Annotated in this window: 17 protein-coding genes; 3 read left to right on the forward strand and 14 right to left on the reverse strand. The window is 65.9% G+C overall.

Annotation, left to right across the window (positions count from 1 at the left end; all coding sequences use genetic code 11):
- Positions 1 to 9: 9 nt before the first annotated feature.
- From BLV15_RS16325 to BLV15_RS16335, 3 genes are all read right to left on the reverse strand, one after another.
- Positions 10 to 780 carry a 3-hydroxybutyrate dehydrogenase gene (locus BLV15_RS16325; protein ID WP_090230582.1) on the reverse strand — a complete coding sequence of 257 codons (771 nt, stop codon included), beginning with the start codon at positions 778 to 780 and terminating at the stop codon, positions 10 to 12.
- A 30-nt stretch (positions 781 to 810) separates the two neighbouring features.
- Positions 811 to 2,202, reverse strand: a complete 1,392-nt coding sequence (locus tag BLV15_RS16330; RefSeq protein WP_090230584.1) for a GntP family permease — start codon at positions 2,200 to 2,202, stop codon at positions 811 to 813.
- Positions 2,203 to 2,448: 246 nt separating this feature from the next.
- Positions 2,449 to 3,909: a sigma-54 interaction domain-containing protein gene (locus BLV15_RS16335; protein ID WP_090230587.1), complete on the reverse strand. Its 1,461-nt coding sequence runs from the start codon at positions 3,907 to 3,909 to the stop codon at positions 2,449 to 2,451.
- 104 nt (positions 3,910 to 4,013) lie between these two features.
- Here BLV15_RS16335 and BLV15_RS16340 point away from each other — a divergent pair, with 104 nt between their 5' ends.
- Positions 4,014 to 4,439, forward strand: coding sequence for a DUF192 domain-containing protein (locus BLV15_RS16340; RefSeq protein WP_090230590.1), 426 nt, complete (start codon positions 4,014 to 4,016; stop codon positions 4,437 to 4,439).
- A 1-nt stretch (position 4,440) separates the two neighbouring features.
- Here BLV15_RS16340 and BLV15_RS16345 read toward each other — a convergent pair whose 3' ends face one another.
- From BLV15_RS16345 to BLV15_RS16375, 7 genes are all read right to left on the reverse strand, one after another.
- On the reverse strand, positions 4,441 to 5,337 hold the full coding sequence (locus tag BLV15_RS16345) for a hydroxymethylglutaryl-CoA lyase (protein WP_090230592.1): 897 nt from the start codon (positions 5,335 to 5,337) through the stop codon (positions 4,441 to 4,443).
- A gap of 156 nt (positions 5,338 to 5,493) precedes the next feature.
- Positions 5,494 to 7,434, reverse strand: coding sequence for an acetyl/propionyl/methylcrotonyl-CoA carboxylase subunit alpha (locus BLV15_RS16350; protein ID WP_090230595.1), 1,941 nt, complete (start codon positions 7,432 to 7,434; stop codon positions 5,494 to 5,496).
- Positions 7,431 to 8,231 (reverse strand): gamma-carboxygeranoyl-CoA hydratase, encoded by an 801-nt coding sequence (locus tag BLV15_RS16355; protein WP_090230597.1) that lies wholly within the window; start codon positions 8,229 to 8,231, stop codon positions 7,431 to 7,433. The genes BLV15_RS16350 and BLV15_RS16355 overlap by 4 nt, the downstream gene beginning before the upstream one ends.
- A gap of 126 nt (positions 8,232 to 8,357) precedes the next feature.
- Positions 8,358 to 9,965, reverse strand: coding sequence for a carboxyl transferase domain-containing protein (locus BLV15_RS16360; RefSeq protein ID WP_090230602.1), 1,608 nt, complete (start codon positions 9,963 to 9,965; stop codon positions 8,358 to 8,360).
- Positions 9,966 to 10,035: 70 nt separating this feature from the next.
- Positions 10,036 to 11,199 (reverse strand): isovaleryl-CoA dehydrogenase, encoded by a 1,164-nt coding sequence (locus BLV15_RS16365; protein ID WP_090231070.1) that lies wholly within the window; start codon positions 11,197 to 11,199, stop codon positions 10,036 to 10,038.
- Between the two features lie 49 nt (positions 11,200 to 11,248).
- Complete coding sequence (locus BLV15_RS16370; protein WP_090230605.1) at positions 11,249 to 11,626, reverse strand: MerR family transcriptional regulator; 378 nt, start codon at positions 11,624 to 11,626, stop codon at positions 11,249 to 11,251.
- Positions 11,627 to 11,874: 248 nt separating this feature from the next.
- Complete coding sequence (locus tag BLV15_RS16375; RefSeq protein ID WP_090230607.1) at positions 11,875 to 12,810, reverse strand: LysR family transcriptional regulator; 936 nt, start codon at positions 12,808 to 12,810, stop codon at positions 11,875 to 11,877.
- A 149-nt stretch (positions 12,811 to 12,959) separates the two neighbouring features.
- Here BLV15_RS16375 and BLV15_RS16380 point away from each other — a divergent pair, with 149 nt between their 5' ends.
- Positions 12,960 to 14,189, forward strand: coding sequence for an acyl-CoA dehydrogenase (locus BLV15_RS16380; RefSeq protein ID WP_090230610.1), 1,230 nt, complete (start codon positions 12,960 to 12,962; stop codon positions 14,187 to 14,189).
- A gap of 47 nt (positions 14,190 to 14,236) precedes the next feature.
- On the opposite strand, the gene BLV15_RS16385 is transcribed toward BLV15_RS16380, so the two are convergent.
- Together BLV15_RS16385 and alaC are read right to left on the reverse strand one after the other, a co-directional pair.
- Complete coding sequence (locus BLV15_RS16385) at positions 14,237 to 14,680, reverse strand: thioesterase family protein (protein WP_090230612.1); 444 nt, start codon at positions 14,678 to 14,680, stop codon at positions 14,237 to 14,239.
- 67 nt (positions 14,681 to 14,747) lie between these two features.
- Entirely contained in the window at positions 14,748 to 15,980 is a 1,233-nt protein-coding gene (gene alaC, locus BLV15_RS16390; protein WP_090230614.1) for an alanine transaminase, read from the reverse strand.
- Positions 15,981 to 16,204: 224 nt separating this feature from the next.
- On the opposite strand from alaC, the gene ampC reads away from it, so the two are divergent.
- Positions 16,205 to 17,368, forward strand: coding sequence for a class C beta-lactamase (gene ampC / locus BLV15_RS16395; protein WP_090230617.1), 1,164 nt, complete (start codon positions 16,205 to 16,207; stop codon positions 17,366 to 17,368).
- Between the two features lie 231 nt (positions 17,369 to 17,599).
- Here the strand turns inward: ampC and BLV15_RS16400 are convergent, their stop codons facing one another.
- The gene (locus tag BLV15_RS16400) at positions 17,600 to 17,809 is read right to left on the reverse strand and encodes a YgdI/YgdR family lipoprotein (RefSeq protein WP_090230619.1); all 210 of its coding nucleotides are present in this window, start codon (positions 17,807 to 17,809) and stop codon (positions 17,600 to 17,602) included.
- A gap of 133 nt (positions 17,810 to 17,942) precedes the next feature.
- On the reverse strand, positions 17,943 to 20,543 hold the full coding sequence (gene acnB / locus BLV15_RS16405) for a bifunctional aconitate hydratase 2/2-methylisocitrate dehydratase (RefSeq protein WP_090230621.1): 2,601 nt from the start codon (positions 20,541 to 20,543) through the stop codon (positions 17,943 to 17,945).
- Positions 20,544 to 20,697 lie beyond the last annotated feature (154 nt).

The following is a 20,697-nucleotide window of genomic DNA, read 5'->3' on the forward strand; positions in this document are numbered from 1 at the left end:
GCCTCGGCGCTATTGCGCCAGCCAGCCGCCATCCATGTTCCAGGCGGCGCCGCGTACCTGGGCGGCGGCCTCGCTGCAGAGGAACAGCGCCAGCTCGCCCAGTTGCTCGGGCGTGACGAAGTCCAGCGATGGCTGCTTCTCGGCCAGCAGGGCGTGGCGCGCCCGCGCGACGTCGCCGTCCACCTTGGCGCGCTCGTCGATCTGCGCCTGAACCAGCGGCGTCAGCACCCAGCCGGGGCAGATCGCGTTGCAGGTCACGCCGGTGGTGGCGGTTTCCAGCGCCACCGATTTGCTCAGGCCGACGAGCCCGTGCTTCGCCGCGACGTAGGCGCTCTTGCCGGCCGATGCGGCCAGGCCGTGGGCCGAGGCGATGTTGATGATGCGTCCCCAGTTGCGCTCGCGCATGCCCGGCAGCGCCAGGCGCGTGGTGTGGAAGGCCGAGGACAGGTTGATCGCGATGATCGCGTCCCAGCGCTCCACCGGGAACGCCTCCACCGGCGCCACGTGCTGGATGCCGGCGTTGTTGACCAGGATGTCGACGCCGCCGAACTCCGCTTCGGCGTAGGCGATCATCGCCTCGATCTGTTCGGGACGGGTCATGTCCGCCGGATGATGGCGGACCTCGCCACCCAGCGCGCGTACCTCGGCCAGCGCCGCCTCGCTGTCGCCGAAGCCGTTGAGGACCAGGTTGGCGCCGGCCTTCGCCAGGCACAGGGCGATGCCCAGGCCGATGCCGCTGGTGGAGCCGGTGACCAGTGCGGTCTTGCCGTGCAGAGTCATGTCGAGTCTCCTCATTTCAAGCGGTGCGGGTCAGACGATGCCGGTCGCGTAGAACACGCCGATGACGAAGAACACCGCGAGGGTCTTGATGATGGTGATGCCGAAGATATCCTTGTAGGCCTCGCGGTGGGTCAGGCCGGTGACGGCGAGCAGGGTGATCACCGCGCCGTTGTGCGGCAGCGTGTCCATCCCGCCGCTGGCCATCGAGGCCACGCGGTGCAGCACTTCCAGGGGAATGTTGGCCGCGTTGGCAGCGGCGATGAAGCTGTCGGACATCGCCGCCAGGGCGATGCTCATGCCGCCGGATGCGGAGCCGGTGATGCCGGCCAGCAGGGTCACGGTGACCGCTTCGTTGACCAGTGGGTTGGGGATGCTCTTCAGCGCATCGGCCAGTACCAGGAAACCGGGCAGCGAGGCGATCACCGCGCCGAAACCGTATTCCGAGGCGGTGTTCATCGCCGCCAGCAAGGCGCCGCTGACCGCGGTCTTGCTGCCTTCGGCGAGCTGCTTGCGGATCACCCCGAAGGCGCTCACCAGCACCAGCAGGATGCCCAGCAGCAGGGCCGCTTCCACCGCCCAGATGGCGGTCAGCTTGGCGACTTCGGTCTGCACCGGCGCGGCCATGCCGGCCAGCTTCAGGCTGTGGGTGGTGCCGTACCATTGCGGAATCCAGCGCGTCAGCAGCAGGTTCGCCACGCCCACCAGCAGCAGCGGCGAAAGCGCCAGCAGCGGATGCGGCAGGGCGATGTCTTCCGGCGTTTCCGGCTCGTTGCGCAGTTCGCTGCCGTAGCCTTCGCCGGCGCGCTGCGCCTTGCGCCGCTGGCGCTCGAGATAGAGCATGCCGAGGCCGAAGACGAACAGTGTGCCGATCACCCCAAGCCACGGCGCCGCCCACGAGGTGGTGCCGAAGAAAGTGGTGGGGATGATGTTCTGGATCTGCGGGGTGCCGGGCAGGGCGTCCATGGTGAAGGCGAAGGCACCGAGGGCCACAGTCGCCGGGATCAGCCGCTTGGGAATGTTGCTCTGGCGGAACATCTCGGCGGCGAACGGGTAGACCGCGAACACCACGACGAACAGCGAAACCCCGCCGTAGGTCAGCAGCGCACAGACCAGCACGATCACCAGCATCGCCTGGCGGGTGCCGAACAGGCGGATCGCCGCGGCGACGATGGAGCGCGAGAAGCCGGATATCTCGATCAGCTTGCCGAACACCGCACCGAGCAGGAAAACCGGGAAGTAGAGCTTCACGAAGCCGACCATTTTTTCCATGAACACGCCGGTGAAGGCCGGGGCGACAGCGGAAGGGTCGGTGAGCAGAACGGCGCCGAGGGCGGCGATGGGGGCGAAGAGGATGACGCTGTAGCCGCGATAGGCGGCGAGCATCAGCAGCGCGAGGGCTGCGAGCGCGATGATCACACTCATGGAGTGTCTCCTGGGCACCGCAGCGACGGCCCGGAAGGGACGAACGACTGCAGGGTTAATTGTTTTTGTTTTCGCCACGGTGCGAGCCGCGACGTGCACACGAGTTATAGCGAAAACCGTGCCTACTAGCGTAAGTCACTGAAATATAAGAAATTGTCAACGACAGAGCGAGCTGGATAGGCTTTATCCGTCTCCATACGGAGACAAGTGGCAGCGGAAAAGGTGCGGGTGCGACCGTTTGACGCGCTAAGACGCGCTGTCCACGTTTGTGGATTCGTCCACGAATGGAGACGAAATGCCCAGAGCGATGATCTTCTTGTACAGCGTCGAGCGTCCGAGACCGAGACTGCGCGCGGCCTCCACGACGTTGCCGGCGTGCGTGGCGAGGCTGTTCTCGATCAGCTGCTTCTCGAAGGCGTCGCGGGCGGCGTAGAAGTCCTGGCTGACCGGGGTGGGAGCCGGCGCGGCCTGGCCGGCGGGCAGTGGCGCGAGCACGCCGATGGCCTGTTGCAGCGTCGCCGCGTCCAGGGTTGCGGATTCACAGTGCAGCACCGCACGCTCCAGTACGTTGCGCAGTTCGCGGATGTTGCCCGGCCAGCCGTGGCGGGCGAGCAGGGCGAGGGCGTCGCTGCCGAGTTCGCGGGGCGCGCTGTCGCCGCTCTGCAGTTCTTCGAGAATCGCCTCGCACAACGCCGGCAGGTCCTCCAGACGCTCGCGCAGCGGCGGCACCAGGATCGGCAGCACGTTGAGGCGGTAATACAGGTCGGCGCGGAAATCACCCCGGCTTACGGCGTCCTGCAGGTCGGTGGAGGTCGCCGCGATCACCCGGACGTCGCTGCGCAGCATCTCGTTGGAGCCGACCGGCTCGAATTCCTTTTCCTGCAGCACGCGCAGCAGCTTGCTCTGCAACGACAGCGGCATGTCGCCGATCTCGTCGAGAAACAGCGTGCCGCCCTCGGCCACCTGCAGCTTGCCCAGGCGGCCCTTGCGCTCGGCGCCGGTGAAGGCGCCGGGCGCGGTGCCGAAGAACTCCGCTTCGAGAAGACTTTCCGGAATCGCCGCGCTGTTCACGCTGACGAAGGGTTTGTGCGCGCGCACCGAGGTGGCATGAATGGCATGGGCGAGCAGTTCCTTGCCGGTGCCGGTTTCGCCGAGCAGCAATACCGGCGAATCGGTACTGGCGCTGCGCCGGGCGGTGCGCTTGACCGCGAGGCTCGCCGGGCTGGTGCCGATGAAGTGCGAGAAGCTGTACTTGGCGCGGCGCGTCTGCAGCAGCGAGCGGGTCGAGGCGAGCTCCTTCTGCAGGCTCTGGTAACGGGTCAGCAGCGGCGACAGGTTGCGCAGCTCGTCGAACAGCGCGAAGCCGATGGCTCCGATGATCAGGCCGCCCTGGTCATGGATCGGCAGGCGCATCACCACGAGCTGATCCTTCGGCGTATCCAGCAGGTCGAGCAGGATCGGCTGGCCGGTCTGCACCACGTCGCGCATCAGGCTGGCGGGAATCACGCTCTCGCAGGGCTTGCCGATGGCGGCCTCGGCGTTCGGCAGGCCGAAACGTCGCGCGTAGCGCTCGTTCATCCAGACGATGCGGGCCTCGCGGTCCACGATCACCGTGCCCTCGCTGGATTCCTCGACGATCTCGAACAGCGAGCGGATCGCCATCTGGCGTACCCGCTGGTAATCCTTGAGGGCTTCGTCGTCGATCATTGCTGCTCGGTTCTCTGGTCGGTGGAGGCCCGCGTCCGCACGGCTCAGGCGGAGACGGGCTGTCGCGCTATCATACCCAGCGCCCGGTGCGGACAGGAGGAAGCATGTACCGAAAAACCATCACGCTGGCGACGCTGCTGCTGTCCGCCGGGTTGGCCGCGGAGCCGTTGCCGCGCACGCTCATGCAGCTGAACGGGCATGCGCTGAGCGTCGAGGTGGCGAGCTCCCGCGAGCAGCGCCAGGCTGGCCTGATGGGCCGCGAGCGCCTGGCGAAGGATGAGGGCATGCTGTTCGTCTTCGACGAGCTCACCCGGCACTGTTTCTGGATGCGCGATACGCCGCTGGCGCTGTCGGCGGCCTTCCTCGACGAACAGGGGCGGGTGCTGAACATCGTCGACATGCAGCCATTCGACGACACCGAGCATTGCTCCGCGCAGGACGCGCTCTACGGCCTGGAAATGCGCCAGGGCTGGTTCGCCGAGCACGGTGTCGTTCCCGGACAGCAGCTCCGGCAACTGCCGCAGGAATGACTCAGGCGCGCCGCGCCCGGGCCACGCGGGAACCGTTTTCGCGGCCGAGCACCGCGCAGATGCGCTCGCCGGCGGCGATCAGCCGGTCGGCATCGACGCCGGTGACGATGCCCAGGCCATCGAGCAGGTAGAGCAGGTCTTCGGTGGCCACGTTGCCGGTGGCACCTTTCGCATAGGGACAGCCGCCCAGCCCGGCCACCGAGGCATCGAACACCGCGATACCTTCCAGCAGGCTGGCGTAGACGTTCGCCAGCGCCTGTCCGTAGGTGTCGTGGAAATGCCCGGCCAGGCGCTCGCGCGGCACGGCGCGGCCGACCACCTCAAACAGATGACGCGTCGCGCCGGGCGTGCCGGTGCCGATGGTGTCGCCGAGCGAGACCTCATAACAGCCCATCGCATCGAGTTCGCGCGCCACGACGGCGACGCGCTCCGCCGCGACCGCGCCTTCGTATGGACAGCCCAGCACGCAGGACACATAGCCGCGCACGCGAACCCCGGCCGTCGTCGCGGCTTCCAGCAACGGTATGAAGCGCTGCAGGCTTTCGTCGATGGAGCAGTTGATGTTGCGCTGCGAGAAGCTCTCCGACGCCGCGGCGAATACCGCGACTTCCTCGACCCTGGACTCCAGCGCGGCTTCGAGGCCCTTCAGGTTCGGCGTCAGCGCCGCGTAGGTGACGCCGGCCTTGCGCTGGATGCCGGCGAACACCTCGGTGGAGCCCGCCATCTGCGGCACCCACTTGGGCGAAACGAAGCTGCCCACCTCGACATGGCTGAGCCCGGCGGCAGTCAGATCGTCGACCAGGCGAACCTTGTCGGCCACGCTGATTGGCTTTTTCTCGTTCTGCAGTCCGTCGCGCGGGCCGACTTCGACCAGCCGTACGTGGGTGGGCAAGTTCATGGCAATCTCCAGATAACGATCGTTTGCTCGGGAACCCCGCAAACGCAATTCTGCGGTCCGTGGTCGTAGGGTGCGCTGTGCGCACCACCTGTGGCGAGGTTTTCCCTGGTGCGCACAGCGCACCCCACGACGCGAGGCGCCCTCGACAAGCCTGGCCTACGAAAGCTCCACCAGCACTGCACCCTCTCCGACCATGTCTCCCTCGCCGCAATACAGCGCCTTCACCGTACCGGCCTGCGGCGCGCGGATGCTGTGTTCCATCTTCATCGCTTCGAGCACCACCAGCGCCGTGCCGGCTGCCACCGACTGACCGGGCTCCACCAGCACGCGGACGATGCTGCCGTTCATGGGCGCGCTCAGCCCGCCGTGGTGCGCGTGCTCGCGCTCGACGGCGGCGATGGGATCGACCCGCTCGATGGCGTGCAGCTCGCCCTCCCATTTCACATACAGCCTGTCGTCGCGCCGGAAGCTATGCGGGCGCGGGTGCGCATTCGTCGAGGCCTGCCTTACCCGACGTCGCTCGGCGCCGCAAGCCAGGTGCACGGTGGTGTGCGCGGGCAGGACACTGCGCCATCCGGTCCGGGCACTCCAGGGCGAGTGAGGGTCGTCGCTGCGCAGGTACGGGCTTTCGCTTTCCATGAAGGCGTCGGCGGCCGCTTGCCAGAAGGCGTCGGACAGCTCGCCGGGTGCCGGCAGCAGGTCGGCCTGATGACGTTCGATGAAGCCGGTATCCAGCTCCGCAGCGGCGAAGGACGGGTGCGCGAGAATGCGCCGAAGGAACGCCAGGTTGGTCTTCACCCCGGCTACGGCGGTTTCGTCGAGCATCGCCAGCAGGCGCTGGCGAGCCTCTTCGCGACTCTCGCCCCAGGCGATCAGCTTGCCCAGCATCGGGTCGTAGAACGGCGACACCTCGTCGCCTTCGCGGACGCCGCTGTCGACCCGGCGTCCCGGTCCGGCGGCAGGCTCGTGGTACAGCGTGAGCGCGCCGCTGGCCGGGAGGAATTCATTCTGCGGGTCTTCGGCGTAAAGGCGCACCTCGATGGCGTGACCGCGCAACGGCACCTGGGCTTGAGTGATCGGCAACGGCTCGCCGCGCGCCACGCGGATCTGCCAGGCAACCAGATCGAGGCCGGTGATGGCCTCGGTGACCGGGTGCTCGACCTGCAGGCGGGTGTTCATTTCCATGAAGAAGAACTGTCCGCGGGCATCCAGCAGAAACTCCACGGTGCCGGCGCCCACGTAGCCGATGGCCTGCGCGGCCTTCACCGCGGCTTCGCCCATGGCCCGGCGCAGTTCCAGCGACAGCCCCGGCGCCGGCGCTTCCTCCACGACCTTCTGGTGGCGGCGCTGGATCGAACAGTCGCGCTCGTTGAGGTACAGGCAGTTGCCGTGCGCATCGGCGAACACCTGGATTTCCACGTGGCGTGGCTGGAGCAGGTATTTCTCGACCAGCATGCGCGAATCGCCGAACGCCGATTGCGCCTCGCGCTGGGCGGACTGTAGGGCTTCGGCAAGGTCCGCCTCGCGTTCGACCACCTTCATGCCCTTGCCACCACCACCGGCGGCGGCCTTGAGCAACACTGGGTAGCCGATGCGCGCGGCGGCATCGCGGAACGTCTGCGCGTCCTGCGCCTCGCCGTGGTAGCCGGGCACCAGTGGCACGCCGGCAGCCTCCATCAGCGCCTTGGCGGCCGACTTGCTGCCCATGGCGTCGATGGCGCTGGCCGGCGGGCCGAGAAACACCAGGCCGGCAGCCTCGACGGCGCGGGCGAAGCCGGCGTTCTCGGAAAGAAAGCCGTAGCCCGGATGGATCGCCTGGGCGCCGCTGGCCTGGGCGGCGGCAATGATCCTGTCGATCAGCAGGTAGCTGTCCGCCGGCTTGGCGCCGCCGAGATCGACGGCTACGTCCGCCTCGCGCGCATGCCGCGCGTTTCGATCGATGGCACTGTGCACGGCCACGGTGGTCAGGCCGAGGGCTTTCGCGGTGCGCATCACCCGGCAGGCGATCTCGCCGCGATTGGCGACGAGGAGGGTGGTGATGGGCGTCGTGCCTTGCGTCCCGGAGAGGGCCGGGCTCAGCTCGTCGTGTGCGTTCATTCCGGCTGCTCCTGCCAGGCGGGCGTGCGTTTTTCCAGGAAGGCATTGAGGCCTTCCTGGCCCTCGGCGCTGACGCGAATCCGCGCGATGGCGCTTTCGGTGAACTGGCGCAGCGCCGGGCCGAGCACGCCGCTGCCGGCTTCGCGCAGCAGCGCCTTGCTGGCGCGCATCGCCTGCGGGCCGTTGAGCAGCAGCGTGGCGATCCATTCCTCGATGCGCGACTCCAGTTTCTCCGCCGGGTAGCACTCGGCCAGCAGGCCCAGCTCGCGGGCACGCGGGCCGTCGAAGCGCTCGGCGGTCAGCGCGTAGCGGCGCGCGGCGCGCTCGCCGATGGCCTGCACGACGAAGGGGCTGATCACCGCGGGCGCCAGGCCGATGCGCACCTCGGACAGGCTGAACTGCGCATCGAGCGCGCCGATGGCCATGTCGCAGCAACTGACCAGGCCCACGGCGCCGCCGAATGCCGCGCCCTGGACCACGGCCAGGGTCGGGACGGGCAGGTCATGCAGGCGGTACATCAGCTCCGCCAGCTCCTGTGAATCGGCCAGGTTGGCGGCGTAGTCGAGCGTCGCCGCGTGCTGCATCCAGGCCAGATCGGCGCCGGCGGAGAAGTGGTGACCATGGCCGCGCAGCAGGAGAAAGCGCAGACGCTCGTCGGCGCGCACGGCCGCGAGGGCCAGGGTCAGCTCTCGGATCATCTCGGCATTGAAGGCGTTGTGCTTATGCGGACGGTTCAGCCACAGGGTGGCGAAGCCGCGCGGGTCGGTTTGGAGCTGGACGGTGGTGAAGTCGGTCATGGTCAGTTCCGGAATCTGCTTTTGCTCCCTCTCCCATTCATGGGAGAGGGCTGGGGAGAGGGCGCTTCGAGCGTTTAACCCTCTCCCCCGGCCCCTCTCCCGCAAGCGGGAGAGGGGAGTGGGTCATCACATGCGAAACACGCCAAAGCGGCTCGGCTCGATGGGCGCATTGAGGCTGGCGGAGATGGCCAGGGCCAATACCTCGCGGGTTTGTGCCGGGTCGATGACGCCGTCGTCCCACAGCCGCGCGCTGGAGTAGTAGGCGTGGGCCTGGCGTTCGTACTGCTCGACGATGGGCTGTTTGAGACGCTGCTCGTCGTCGGCGGAAAACGCCTGGCCGCTGCGTTCGCTCTGTTCGCGCTTGACCTGTACCAGCACCCCGGCGGCCTGCTCGGCGCCCATCACGCCGATCCGCGCGTTGGGCCACATCCACAGGAAGCGCGGGTCGTAGGCGCGGCCGCACATGCCGTAGTTACCGGCGCCGAAGCTGCCGCCGATGATCACGGTGAACTTGGGCACCTTGGCGCAGGCCACGGCGGTGACCAGCTTGGCGCCGTGCTTGGCGATGCCGCCGGCCTCGTATTTCTGCCCGACCATGAAGCCGGTGATGTTCTGCAGGAACAGCAGCGGAATGCCGCGCTGGCAGGCCAGTTCGATGAAGTGCGCACCTTTCTGCGCCGATTCGGCGAAGAGGATGCCGTTGTTCGCCAGGATCGCCACGGGGTAGCCGTGCAGGTGGGCGAACCCGCAGACCAGCGTGGCGCCGAACAGCGCCTTGAACTCGTCGAAGGCCGAGTCGTCCACCAGGCGCGCGATCACCTCGCGCACGTCGAACGGCTGCTTGGCGTCGGCCGGAATCACCCCGTATAGCTCCTCGGCGGCATAGCGCGGGGCGAGCGGTGCACGGCTGTTTATCTCTCCCTGCTTGCGCCAGTTGAGGTTGGCGACGCAGCGCCGGGCCAGGGCCAGCGCGTGCTCGTCGTTCTCGGCGTAATGGTCGGCGACCCCGGAGGTCTTGCAGTGCACGTCGGCGCCGCCGAGTTCCTCGGCGCTGACCACCTCGCCGGTGGCGGCCTTCACCAGCGGCGGCCCGGCGAGGAATATCGTCGCCTGGTTGCGCACCATGATGGCTTCGTCGGCCATGGCCGGCACGTAGGCGCCGCCGGCGGTGCAGGAGCCCATGACCACGGCGATCTGCGGGATGCCCTGGGCGCTCATGTTGGCCTGGTTGAAGAAGATCCGGCCGAAGTGCTCGCGGTCGGGAAACACCTCGTCCTGGCGCGGCAGGTTGGCGCCGCCGGAGTCCACCAGGTAGATGCACGGCAGGCGGTTCTGCTGGGCGATGGCTTGCGCGCGCAGGTGCTTCTTCACGGTCAACGGGTAGTAGCTACCGCCTTTCACCGTCGCGTCGTTGGCGATGATCATGCATTCCACGCCCTCGACACGGCCGATGCCTGCGACCACGCCGGCGGCCGGAACGTCCTCGCCGTAGACCTCGTGGGCAGCCAGTTGGCCGATCTCGAGGAACGGCGAACCGAGATCGAGCAACTGGTCGATGCGTTCGCGCGGGAGCAGCTTGCCACGCGCGGTGTGGCGTTCCTGGGCGTTGGCGCCGCCGCCTTCATGGACCCGGGCGAGCAGGGCGCGCAGCGCGTTGACCTGCTCCAGCAGCGCGGCGCTGTTGGCGGCGAACTCGGGCGAACGCGGATTGGTGCGGGTGTGCAGGATGGTCATCTGTGCTTCCTGTAGGGTGCGCCGTGCGCACCATGGCAGTGTGTGCGGTGCGCGCGGCGCACCCTACGGGTCACTTGGTCTCGTTGAACAGCTCGCGGCCGATCAGCATGCGGCGGATCTCGCTGGTGCCGGCGCCGATCTCGTAGAGCTTGGCGTCGCGCAGCAGCCGGCCGGTGGGGAATTCGTTGATGTAGCCGTTGCCGCCGAGGATCTGGATCGCATCCAGGGCCATCTGCGTGGCGCGCTCGGCGGTGTAGAGGATCACCCCGGCGGCGTCCTTGCGCGTGGTCTCGCCGCGGTCGCAGGCCTGGGCCACGGCGTAGAGGTAGGCGCGGCTGGCGTTTAGCTGGGTGTACATGTCGGCGACCTTGCCCTGGATCAGCTGGAACTCGCCGATGCTCTGGCCGAACTGCTTGCGGTCGTGGATGTACGGCACGATCACGTCCATGCATGCCTGCATGATCCCGGTCGGCCCGCCGGAGAGCACCACGCGCTCGTAGTCGAGGCCGCTCATCAGCACGCGCACGCCGCCGTTGAGCTGGCCGAGCACGTTCTCTTCCGGCACTTCGACGTCGTCGAAGAACAGCTCGCAGGTGTTGGAGCCGCGCATGCCGAGCTTGTCGAACTTCGCGCCGCGGGAAAAACCCTTCCAGTCGCGCTCGACGATGAAGGCGCTGATGCCGTGCGGGCCTTTCTCCAGGTCGGTCTTGGCGTAGATCACGTAGGTGTTGGCATCCGGGCCGTTGGTGATCCAGGTCTTGCTGCCGTTGAGCACGTAGCGGTCGCCGCGCTTGTCGGCGCGCAGTTTCATGCTGACCACGTCGGAACCGGCGTTCGGTTCGCTCATCGCCAGGGCGCCGACGTGCTCACCGCTGACCAGTTTCGGCAGGTAGCGGGCCTTTTGCTCGGCCGTGCCGTTGCGCTTGATCTGGTTGACGCACAGGTTGGAGTGGGCGCCGTAGGAGAGGGCGACCGAGGCCGAGCCGCGGCTGATCTCTTCCATGGCGATCACGTGGGCCAGGTAACCCAGATCCGAGCCGCCGTATTCCTCGTCCACGGTGATGCCGAGCAGGCCCATGTCGCCGAGCTTGCGCCACATATCCAGGGGGAACTGGTTGCTGATGTCGACCTCGGCGGCGCGCGGTGCCAGTTCGCTGGCGACGAATGCCCGAGTCTGCTCGCGGAGCATGTCGAGGGTTTCGCCCAGGGCGAAGTTGAGGCTGGGGTAGCTCATGGTGATCACCTGTTTCTTGTTGTTGTGGTGAGTCGTGCAGCGATCGGCGTCAGGCGCTGGTGGCGGCTATCGCCGCCCGGCAGCGCTCCTCGGCGGTGTCCAGTTCCAGTTTCATCTGTTCGATGTCGAGCAACTGCTGGTCGAGTTGAGCCCGGCGCTCCTCGATCTTGCGCATGAAGGTCTCCAACTGAACGCGATTGCCCTCGGCCGGATCGTAGAGCTCGATCAGTTCCTTGCATTCGGCCAGGGAAAAGCCGATGCGCTTGCCGCGCAGGATCAGCTTGAGAGTCACCTTGTCGCGGCTGCCGTAGACACGCTCCTGGCCGCGGCGCTCGGGCGAGAGCATGCCCTGCTCCTCATAGAAGCGGATCGCGCGGGGAGTGATGTCCAGCTCACGGGCGAGATCGGAGATGGAATAGCGGCTCATCGAGGTGACCTTCACATTTGCTTGACGTTAACGTAAAGCAAGGTTGACGTTAACGTCAACACGGATTGGCGTCTATCGATTGACCGGGGATGCGGGGAGTGAAGGCGGAGAGATTTGTGTCGAGGGCCTGGGTTCGGCAAGTGAGCTTTTCGCTCAACGAGCTCGAAGGCGAAGCGCAGGCCGCCGAAAGCTAGAATCTACTTTAGCTTTTAAGCGGCCATATAAATCAGTGAGTTAAAGAGAAAACCTCATGTGGTAACTCCGGAGACGGCCTTCTGCTCGCTTGCCGAGACCTTCTGCGCGATCTCGATCAGTTGCTCGCGCATCCAGCGGTTGGCCGGGTCCTGGTCGGTGCTCTCGTGCCAGTAGAGATGGCTTTCGACGTTGGGCACGTCGTTCACCGGGAGATCGACGTAATGCAGGTCGTGCCGCTTAGCGAAGCGCTCGGGGACGGTCATCGCCATATCGGTCTGTTGCAAAACGGTGGATGCCATCAGGTAATGCTGCGAGCGCAACACCACTCGGCGCTGGATGCCCATCTTGCCCAGCGACAGGTCGACGTAGCCGAGACCGCTGCGCCGACTGGAGATGTGGATGTGGCTGAGCGACAGATAGTCTTCGAGGCTGATCTTCTCCTTCGCGAGCGGATGGCCGCGGCGCAGGGCGCAGACGTAGCGGTCGTCGAGCAGCTTGACGTGGCGTACCTGAGGGTCGGTGTTAAGTGGCGCATCGACGGCGAAATCCAGGCGCCCGGCAGCCAGCTCCTTGGTCATTTCGCGTCGCCGCGACAGCATGCTCTCGATGCACACCTGCGGTGCCAGGCGGCGCAGGCGCTGGAACAGCGGCGGCAGCAGCACGGCCTCGGTGAGGTCGGTCATGCTGACGCGGTAGGTCTTGTTCGCCTGCTGCGGGTTGAAGATGCGGCTTTCCTGCACCGATACCCGCAGCAACTGCAACGCATTGCGCACCGGCCCAATGATGTTCTGCGCCATCGGCGTCGGCACCATGCCCTGCGCAGTGCGGACGAACAGCGGGTCATTGAAGGTTTCGCGCAGGCGGGCGAGGGCGTTGGACACAGCAGGCTGGGTGATGCCGACGATCTGTCCGGCGCGGGTCAGGTTGGCCTCGCTGTAGATGGCGTCGAACACGATGAAGAGGTTGAGGTCGACCTTGCTGAGGTTCATTGTCACGCGTCCTTTTGTCTTTGTTATGGGTCGATCATATATAAGTTATGAATGTTAATACACGACAAAAATAGCTTAGATTAATCCAAATTGCTGCTCTAGCATCTTCTCCATCACTTAACGAAAACCGCCCTAGAAGGTTTGCCGCGATGGATTTCTCCTACTCTCCCAAGGTTCAGGAACTGCGCGAACGCGTCACCGCGTTCATGGAAGCCCATGTGTACCCCGCCGAGTCGGTCTTCGATCGGCAGGTTGCGGAAGGTGACCGCTGGCTGCCCACCGCGATCATGGAGGAACTCAAGGCGAAGGCGCGCGCCGAAGGGCTGTGGAACCTGTTCCTGCCGGAATCCGAGTACGGCGCCGGACTGACCAACACGGAATACGCGCCGCTGGCGGAAATCATGGGCCGCTCGCTGATAGGCCCCGAGCCGTTCAACTGCTCGGCGCCGGACACCGGCAACATGGAAACCCTGGTGCGCTACGCCAACGAAGCGCAGAAGCAGCAATGGCTGGAGCCGCTGCTGAAGGGCGAAATCCGCTCCGCCTTCGCCATGACCGAGCCGGGCGTAGCGTCCTCCGATGCCACCAACATGCAGGCGAACGCCGCGCGCGACGGTGACGAATGGGTGATCAACGGACGCAAGTGGTGGACCTCCGGTGCCTGCGATCCGCGCTGCAAGATCCTGATCTTCATGGGCCTGACCAATCCGGATGCGCCGCGTCACCAGCAGCACTCGATGATCCTGGTGCCACGCGACACGCCTGGCGTGACCGTCCTTCGCCCGCTCACGGTGTACGGCTACGACGACGCCCCGCATGGCCATGCCGAAGTGCTGTTCGAGAACGTCCGGGTTCCCTACGAGAACGTGCTGCTGGGCGAGGGGCGCGGTTTCGAGATCGCCCAGGGACGCCTCGGGCCTGGCCGTATCCATCACTGCATGCGCTCGATCGGCATGGCCGAACGGGCACTGGAGCTGATGTGCAAGCGCGCCGCCAGCCGCACCGCGTTCGGCAAGCCGCTGGCCCGTCTGGGCGGCAACATCGACCACATCGCCAATTCCCGCATCGAGATCAACCAGGCCCGCCTGCTGACCCTCAACGCCGCCTATATGATGGACACCGTGGGCAACAAGGTGGCGCAGAGCGAGATCGCGCAGATCAAGGTGGTCGCGCCGAACGTCGCGCTGAACGTCATCGACCGCGCGATCCAGATCCACGGCGGCGCCGGCGTATCCAACGACACTCCGCTGGCGTACTTCTGGGCGATGCAGCGCACCCTGCGCCTGGCCGACGGCCCGGACGAAGTGCACCGCATGGCGGTCGGCAAGTTCGAGATCGGCAAGTACGTGCCGCGGGAGATGCTGCGTTCGGGGCGTTGATTCCGAAACGAAAAAAGCCCGCGAAAGCGGGCTTTTTTCGTTTCGCCTCAGTCCAGCCAGTTCACCCTGGGGAACAGCGCGCGGAAGGCTCCCGGCATCGCCACCACGCGCGACTGCCGATAGTCGAAGAACACGAAGCCGGACTTGGCCATGGCGATCAGCCGGCCATCGGCGGGGCGCGTGATGCGGAAGGTGATGTCGCCGCCGTAGCGGTTGAAATCCATCACGCCCACCTCGAACAGCAACTGATCGCGGGCATGAGCCTCGGCCCTGTAGGTGGTGGCGAGGTCGGTAACGATGATGCCGCTGCCATCGGCGCGCGATTCGCCGATGCCGTACTCGAACAGGAAGCGCGCGCGGGCCTCGGAAATCATCGAGATCATCGAGTCGTTGCCCAGGTGGTTGGCGCCGTTGATGTCGGTGATGCGCACGGTCAGCTGGGTGCTGAAGCAGTATTGGTCTTCCGGGAAATCGAGAATCAGGCGGGCCATGTTGCAACTCTTTGGGGCGGGACGGTAGCGAAAACCCGGCCTCGGGCGAGGCCGGGAGCTGACGGCTTCAGCTTTCGGAGGTATGCGATTTGGCCGAGCCGATCAGGCCATCGGCGCGGAACATGTGCTTGATACCGCGCACCGCCTGGCGGATCCGGTCTTGGTTCTCGATCAGGGCGAAGCGCACGTGATCGTCACCGTAGTCGCCAAAGCCGACGCCGGGCGACACGCAGACCTTGGCATCGGTGAGCAGCTTCTTGGCGAATTCCAGCGAGCCGAGCGCCGCGTAGGCGTCGGGAATCTTCGCCCAGACGTACATCGACGCCTTGGGGTTCTCGACCATCCAGCCGGCCTCGTGCAGGCCCTTGACCAGCACGTTGCGACGCTGGCGGTACTGCTCGGCGATATCGCGCACGCACTGCTGGTCGCCTTCAAGAGCGGCGATCGCGGCGACCTGCAGCGGGGTGAAGGTGCCGTAGTCGTGATAGCTCTTGATCCGCGCCAGTGCGTTCACCAACTGCTTGTTGCCGACCATGAAGCCGATTCGCCAGCCGGCCATGTTGTAGCTCTTGGACAGGGTGAAGAACTCCACCGCGATGTCCTTGGCACCGGGCACCTGCATGATCGAGGGCGCCTTCCAGCCGTCGTAGACGATGTCGGCGTAGGCCAGGTCGTGCACCACCAGCACGTCGTACTGCTTGGCCAGCGCGACCACGCGCTCGAAGAAATCCAGCTCGACGCACTGCGCGGTCGGGTTGGAGGGGAAACCGAGGATCATCATCTTCGGCTTGGGGATCGACTCGCGGATCGCCCGTTCCAGTTCGGTGAAGAAGTCGATGCCCGGCACCAGCGGCACGGAACGCACCTGGGCGCCGGCGATCACCGCGCCGTAGATGTGGATCGGGTAGCTGGGGTTGGGCACCAGCACCGTATCGCCATGGTCCAGTGTGGCGAGCATCAGGTGCGCCAGGCCTTCCTTGGAACCGATGGTGACGATAGCCTCGTCTTCCGGATCGATGTCCACCTGATAGCGATCGGCATACCAGCGCGAGATCGCCCGGCGCAGACGCGGAATACCACGCGAGGTGGAATAGCCATGGGTGTCTTCGCGCTGGGCGACGCTGCAGAGCTTCTCGACGATATGCGGCGGGGTCGGCCCATCGGGGTTGCCCATCGACAGGTCGATGATGTCCTCGCCACGACGGCGTGCGGCCATCTTCAGCTCGGCGGTGATGTTGAAAACGTAGGGGGGGAGACGATCGATACGCGCGAAGCGGCGCGCGGTGCGGACTTCAGTCATGCTTGCCTCGAAAACGTGAGCGCCCGGAACCGTCCGAGCGACGTCGGCCACTGCGGTGGCCAGGCCGGACAATAAGGCCCGGCGCAGGCTTTGTCGAGCGCCTCGATGCGCGCGGCATAGCGGTTGCTGGCTGCCACGAACGATAGGCTTTCCGGCGACTCGAACGGCAACGATCATTTGGGCGCCCAGATGGTGCCGCTCTGCACAACGAGAGAGAACCTTCGATGACTCGTCGCTCCATCGCCCTGGGCCTGTTTACTGCCAGCCTTTCCGTGACGCTGCCGGCGGCGGCCATGTCCGAACAGCAGTTCCAGGCCGAGGCCGACACGCTCTTCGCGCCGCTGATGGCGCAGTACGACGTACCCGGCCTGGCGGTCGGTGTGACCTGGCAGGGCAAGCACTATGTGTTCACCAGGGGGCTGGCGAACCGCGAAGCGAAGACAGCGGTGTCCCGCCAGACGCTGTTCGAGCTGGGCTCGCTGAGCAAGACCTTCAACGTCACCCTGGCGGCGCTGGCCCAGGAACGCGCGCTGTTGTCGCTCGATGACCGGGTTGGTGAGCATCTGAAGCCGCTCGAAGGCAGTCCGGCCGGGGCGCTGAGCCTGATGGACCTGGCCACGCACCAGAGCAATGGCATGCCCCTGCAGGTGCCGGATCAGGTCAAGGATGACAACGGCGTGATGAACTGGCTGCGACAGTGGGAACCCACGCCGGGCGCCGGTCACGAGCGCTCCTACTCCAACCTCAGCATCGGCCTGCTGGGGCGTATTTCCGCCCAGGCGTTCGGCCAGCCCTACGCCCAGGCGCTGCATGATCAGGTGCTCGCACCGCTGGCGCTGAATCACAGCTACGTCCAGGTGCCGGCCGCTCGGATGCCGGATTACGCCTACGGCTACGCGCGGCAGGACAACAAGGCCATTCGCGTGAGCCCGGGTGTCCTCGATGCCGAGGCCTACGGCGTGAAATCCAACGTCGACGACATGCTGCGTTTCATCGATATCAACCTGGGCGGGGCAAGCGTGCCGGCGCCGCTGGCGGCGGCCATCGAGACGACCCATCAGGGCGTGACGCGTACCCAGAGCTTCACCCAGGCGATGGTCTGGGAGCGCTACCCCTGGCCGCTTTCCCGCGAGCGACTGCTGGCCGGCAACGCGCCGTCCATGGCCGTGGAAGCTCAGCCCGCGACTCGACTGCCGGAGCGGGAAACCCGCGAGCAGGGCGTGCTGTTCGGCAAGACCGGCTCGACCAATGGCTTTGGCGGCTACGCGGCCTTCGTGCCGGACGAGCGCATCGGCGTGGTGATGCTGGCCAACCGCAACGTACCCCTCGAGGCTCGTGTAAAGGCCTCCTATGCGCTGTTGCAGCAGGTGCTGAAGGCGGAGCGCTAAGCGCCAGGCATTCTTCGGGCCCAGGAGCATGCCAAAGCCCCAGTACGCGTAGCGCCTTTTTCACGGCGCGGGTTTCCGGCGCCGATCAATCCGTCCCGATCAACATTCCGACCCCGTTCGGCCAGCGCCATCCGCTCGGCAACTGCGTCGGCAGGCAGCGCGGCGCTTCGCTTCAAATCTTCGATGGCATAAAAAAGCCCCGCCGGGGCGGGGCTTCGGTTGGCTTGGAACTCAGCGTTCCATGACCTGCTTGACCTGCGATTGCGGGATCTGCTGCTTGCGACCGTCGCTGTCCTCGAATTCCAGCAGGCCGGTGTCTTCATCCAGCTCCGGCTTGCTGTCGCTGCTGAGCATCTGCCCGTCGTTGGTGGCGATGATGTAGTCGTGCGCGCAACCGGCCAGACCGAGTACGCAGAAGACGGCAAAAATCCACTGTTTCATGCTGTAGCTCCTTACGGGATCGTGATTCGCCAAAGGCGTTCTCTGGCTCTGACAAGCCTGAGCAACGGATGCTCCCCAAGAAAAGAAAAAGCCCCGCACTGGGCGGGGCTCCTTCCTTGCTGCTGCGTCGCTATCAGGCCTGAACGACCGGGATATTGGCGCTGGCAGCCGCTTCCTTGTACTCGGCGATCTGGTCGAAGGACAGGTAGCGGTAGACGTCGGCAGCCATGCTGTCGATGTTCGCCGCGTAGCCCATGTACTCCTCGACCGTCGGCAGCTTGCCGAGGATCGACGCGACCGCTGCCAGTTCGGCGGAGGCCAGGTACACGTTGGCACCGTCGCCCAGGCGGTTCGGGAAGTTACGCGTGGAGGTGGAAACCACAGTGGAGTTCGACGCCACGCGTGCCTGGTTGCCCATGCACAGCGAGCAGCCGGGCATTTCCATGCGTGCGCCGGCCTTGCCGTAGATGCCGTAGTAGCCTTCCTCGGTCAGCTGGTGCTGGTCCATCTTGGTCGGCGGCGACAGCCACAGGCGGGTCGGAATCGAGCCCTTGACCTTGTCCAGCAGTTTCCCGGCGGCGCGGAAGTGACCGATGTTGGTCATGCACGAACCGATGAACACTTCGTCGATCTTCTCACCAGCGACGGTGGACAGCAGGCGGGCATCATCCGGGTCGTTCGGCGCGCAGAGCACCGGCTCCTTGACTTCCGCCAGATCGATTTCGATGACTTCGGCGTACTCGGCGTCGGCATCGGCTTCCATCAGCTTCGGATCGGCCAACCAGGCTTCCATCGCCTTGGCGCGGCGTTCCAGGGTGCGGGCGTCGCCGTAACCTTCACCGATCATCCAGCGCAGCAGGGTGATGTTGGAGTTCAGGTATTCGGCGATGGCGCCTTCCGGCAGCTTGATGGTGCAACCGGCCGCCGAGCGCTCGGCCGAGGCGTCGGACAGCTCGAACGCCTGCTCGACGGTCAGCTCGTTGAGGCCTTCGATCTCGAGGATGCGGCCGGAGAAGATGTTCTTCTTGCCTTTCTTCTCGACGGTCAGCAGGCCTTTCTGGATCGCGTAGTAGGGAATCGCGTGAACCAGGTCGCGCAGGGTGATGCCAGGCTGCATCTTGCCCTTGAAGCGCACCAGCACGGATTCCGGCATGTCCAGCGGCATGACGCCAGTGGCGGCGGCGAACGCCACCAGGCCGGAACCGGCCGGGAAGGAGATGCCGATCGGGAAGCGGGTGTGCGAGTCGCCACCGGTGCCGACGGTGTCGGGCAGCAGCATGCGGTTCAGCCAGCTGTGGATGATGCCGTCACCCGGACGCAGCGACACGCCGCCACGGTTGCGGATGAAGTCCGGCAGCGTGTGGTGGGTGGTGACGTCGATCGGCTTCGGATAGGCCGCGGTGTGGCAGAAGGACTGCATCACCAGGTCGGCGGAGAAGCCCAGGCAGGCCAGGTCCTTCAGTTCGTCACGGGTCATCGGGCCGGTGGTGTCCTGCGAGCCGACGGTGGTCATCTTCGGTTCGCAGTAGGTGCCGGGGCGCACGCCCTCGACGCCGCACGCCTTGCCGACCATCTTCTGCGCCAGGGTGAAGCCCTTGGTGCTGGCAGCGGGCTGGTCGGGCTTCTTGAACAGGTCGGCGGCGGGCAGGCCCAGCTCGGCGCGGGCCTTGTCGGTCAGGCCACGGCCGACGATCAGCGGGATACGGCCGCCAGCGCGAACTTCGTCGAGCAGCACCGGGGTCTTCAGTTCGAAGGTGGTGATGACTTCGTCGGTGCCGTGCTTGCAGACCTTGCCGGCATGCGGATAGACGTCGATCACGTCGCCCATGTTGATGTTCGACACGTCGAACTCGATCGGCAGGGCGCCGGCGTCTTCCATGGTGTTGTAGAAGATCGGCGCGATCTTCGAGCCGAAGCAGAAACCGCCCGCGCGCTTGTTCGGCACGTAGGGGATATCGTCGCCGAAGAACCACAGCACCGAGTTGGTGGCGGATTTGCGCGAGGAACCGGTACCGACCACGTCACCGACGTAGGCGACCGGGAAGCCCTTGGCACGGATTTCTTCGATCTGCTTCAGCGGGCCGATGGAGCCGGGCTGGTCGGGGAAGATGCCGTCGCGGGCCATCTTCAGCATGGCCAGGGCGTGCAGCGGGATGTCCGGGCGCGACCAGGCGTCAGGCGCCGGCGACAGGTCATCGGTGTTGGTTTCGCCGGTGACCTTGAACACGGTCAGGCTGTATTTCTCGGCGATCGCCGGCTTCTTGGTGAACCACTCGCCGTCGGCCCAGGATTGCAGCACTTCCTTGGCGGCGGCGTTGCCGCTCTTGGCCTTCTCGGCCACGTCGTGGAAGGCGTCGAACATCAGCAGGGTGTGCTTCAACTGTTCGGCGGCGGTGGCTGCCAGTTCGGCGTCGTCGAGCATCTCGACCATGGTGACGATGTTGTAGCCGCCCTGCATGGTGCCGAGCAGTTCGATCGCGCGCTTCTTGTCGATCAGCGGGGAAGTGGCTTCGCCCTTGGCCAGCGCGGAAAGGAAACCGGCCTTGACGTAGGCGGCTTCGTCGACGCCCGGCGGTACGCGGTTGGTGAGCAGATCGAGGAGGAATTCTTCTTCGCCAGCGGGCGGGTTCTTCAACAGCTCGACCAGGCCTGCGGTCTGCTCGGCGTTCAGCGGCTGGGGCACGATACCCTGGGCGGCACGCTCTTGTACGTGTTTGCGGTAGGCTTCAAGCACAGTTTTACCCTCATCAGTGGTCCCGGAGGACACATAGTGGAAACCGACTTACGCATGCGCTTCTCCGCTTCTTGGGCGGGTCGGCCAGGGTCCGTCGGTTTCCATCCAGAAGCTGTTTTCAAAGTTTTACGCCGCAGGATCGGGCTTGATGAGG

It is taken from the genome of Pseudomonas kuykendallii (assembly GCF_900106975.1).
Lineage (GTDB): Bacteria > Pseudomonadota > Gammaproteobacteria > Pseudomonadales > Pseudomonadaceae > Pseudomonas_O > Pseudomonas_O kuykendallii.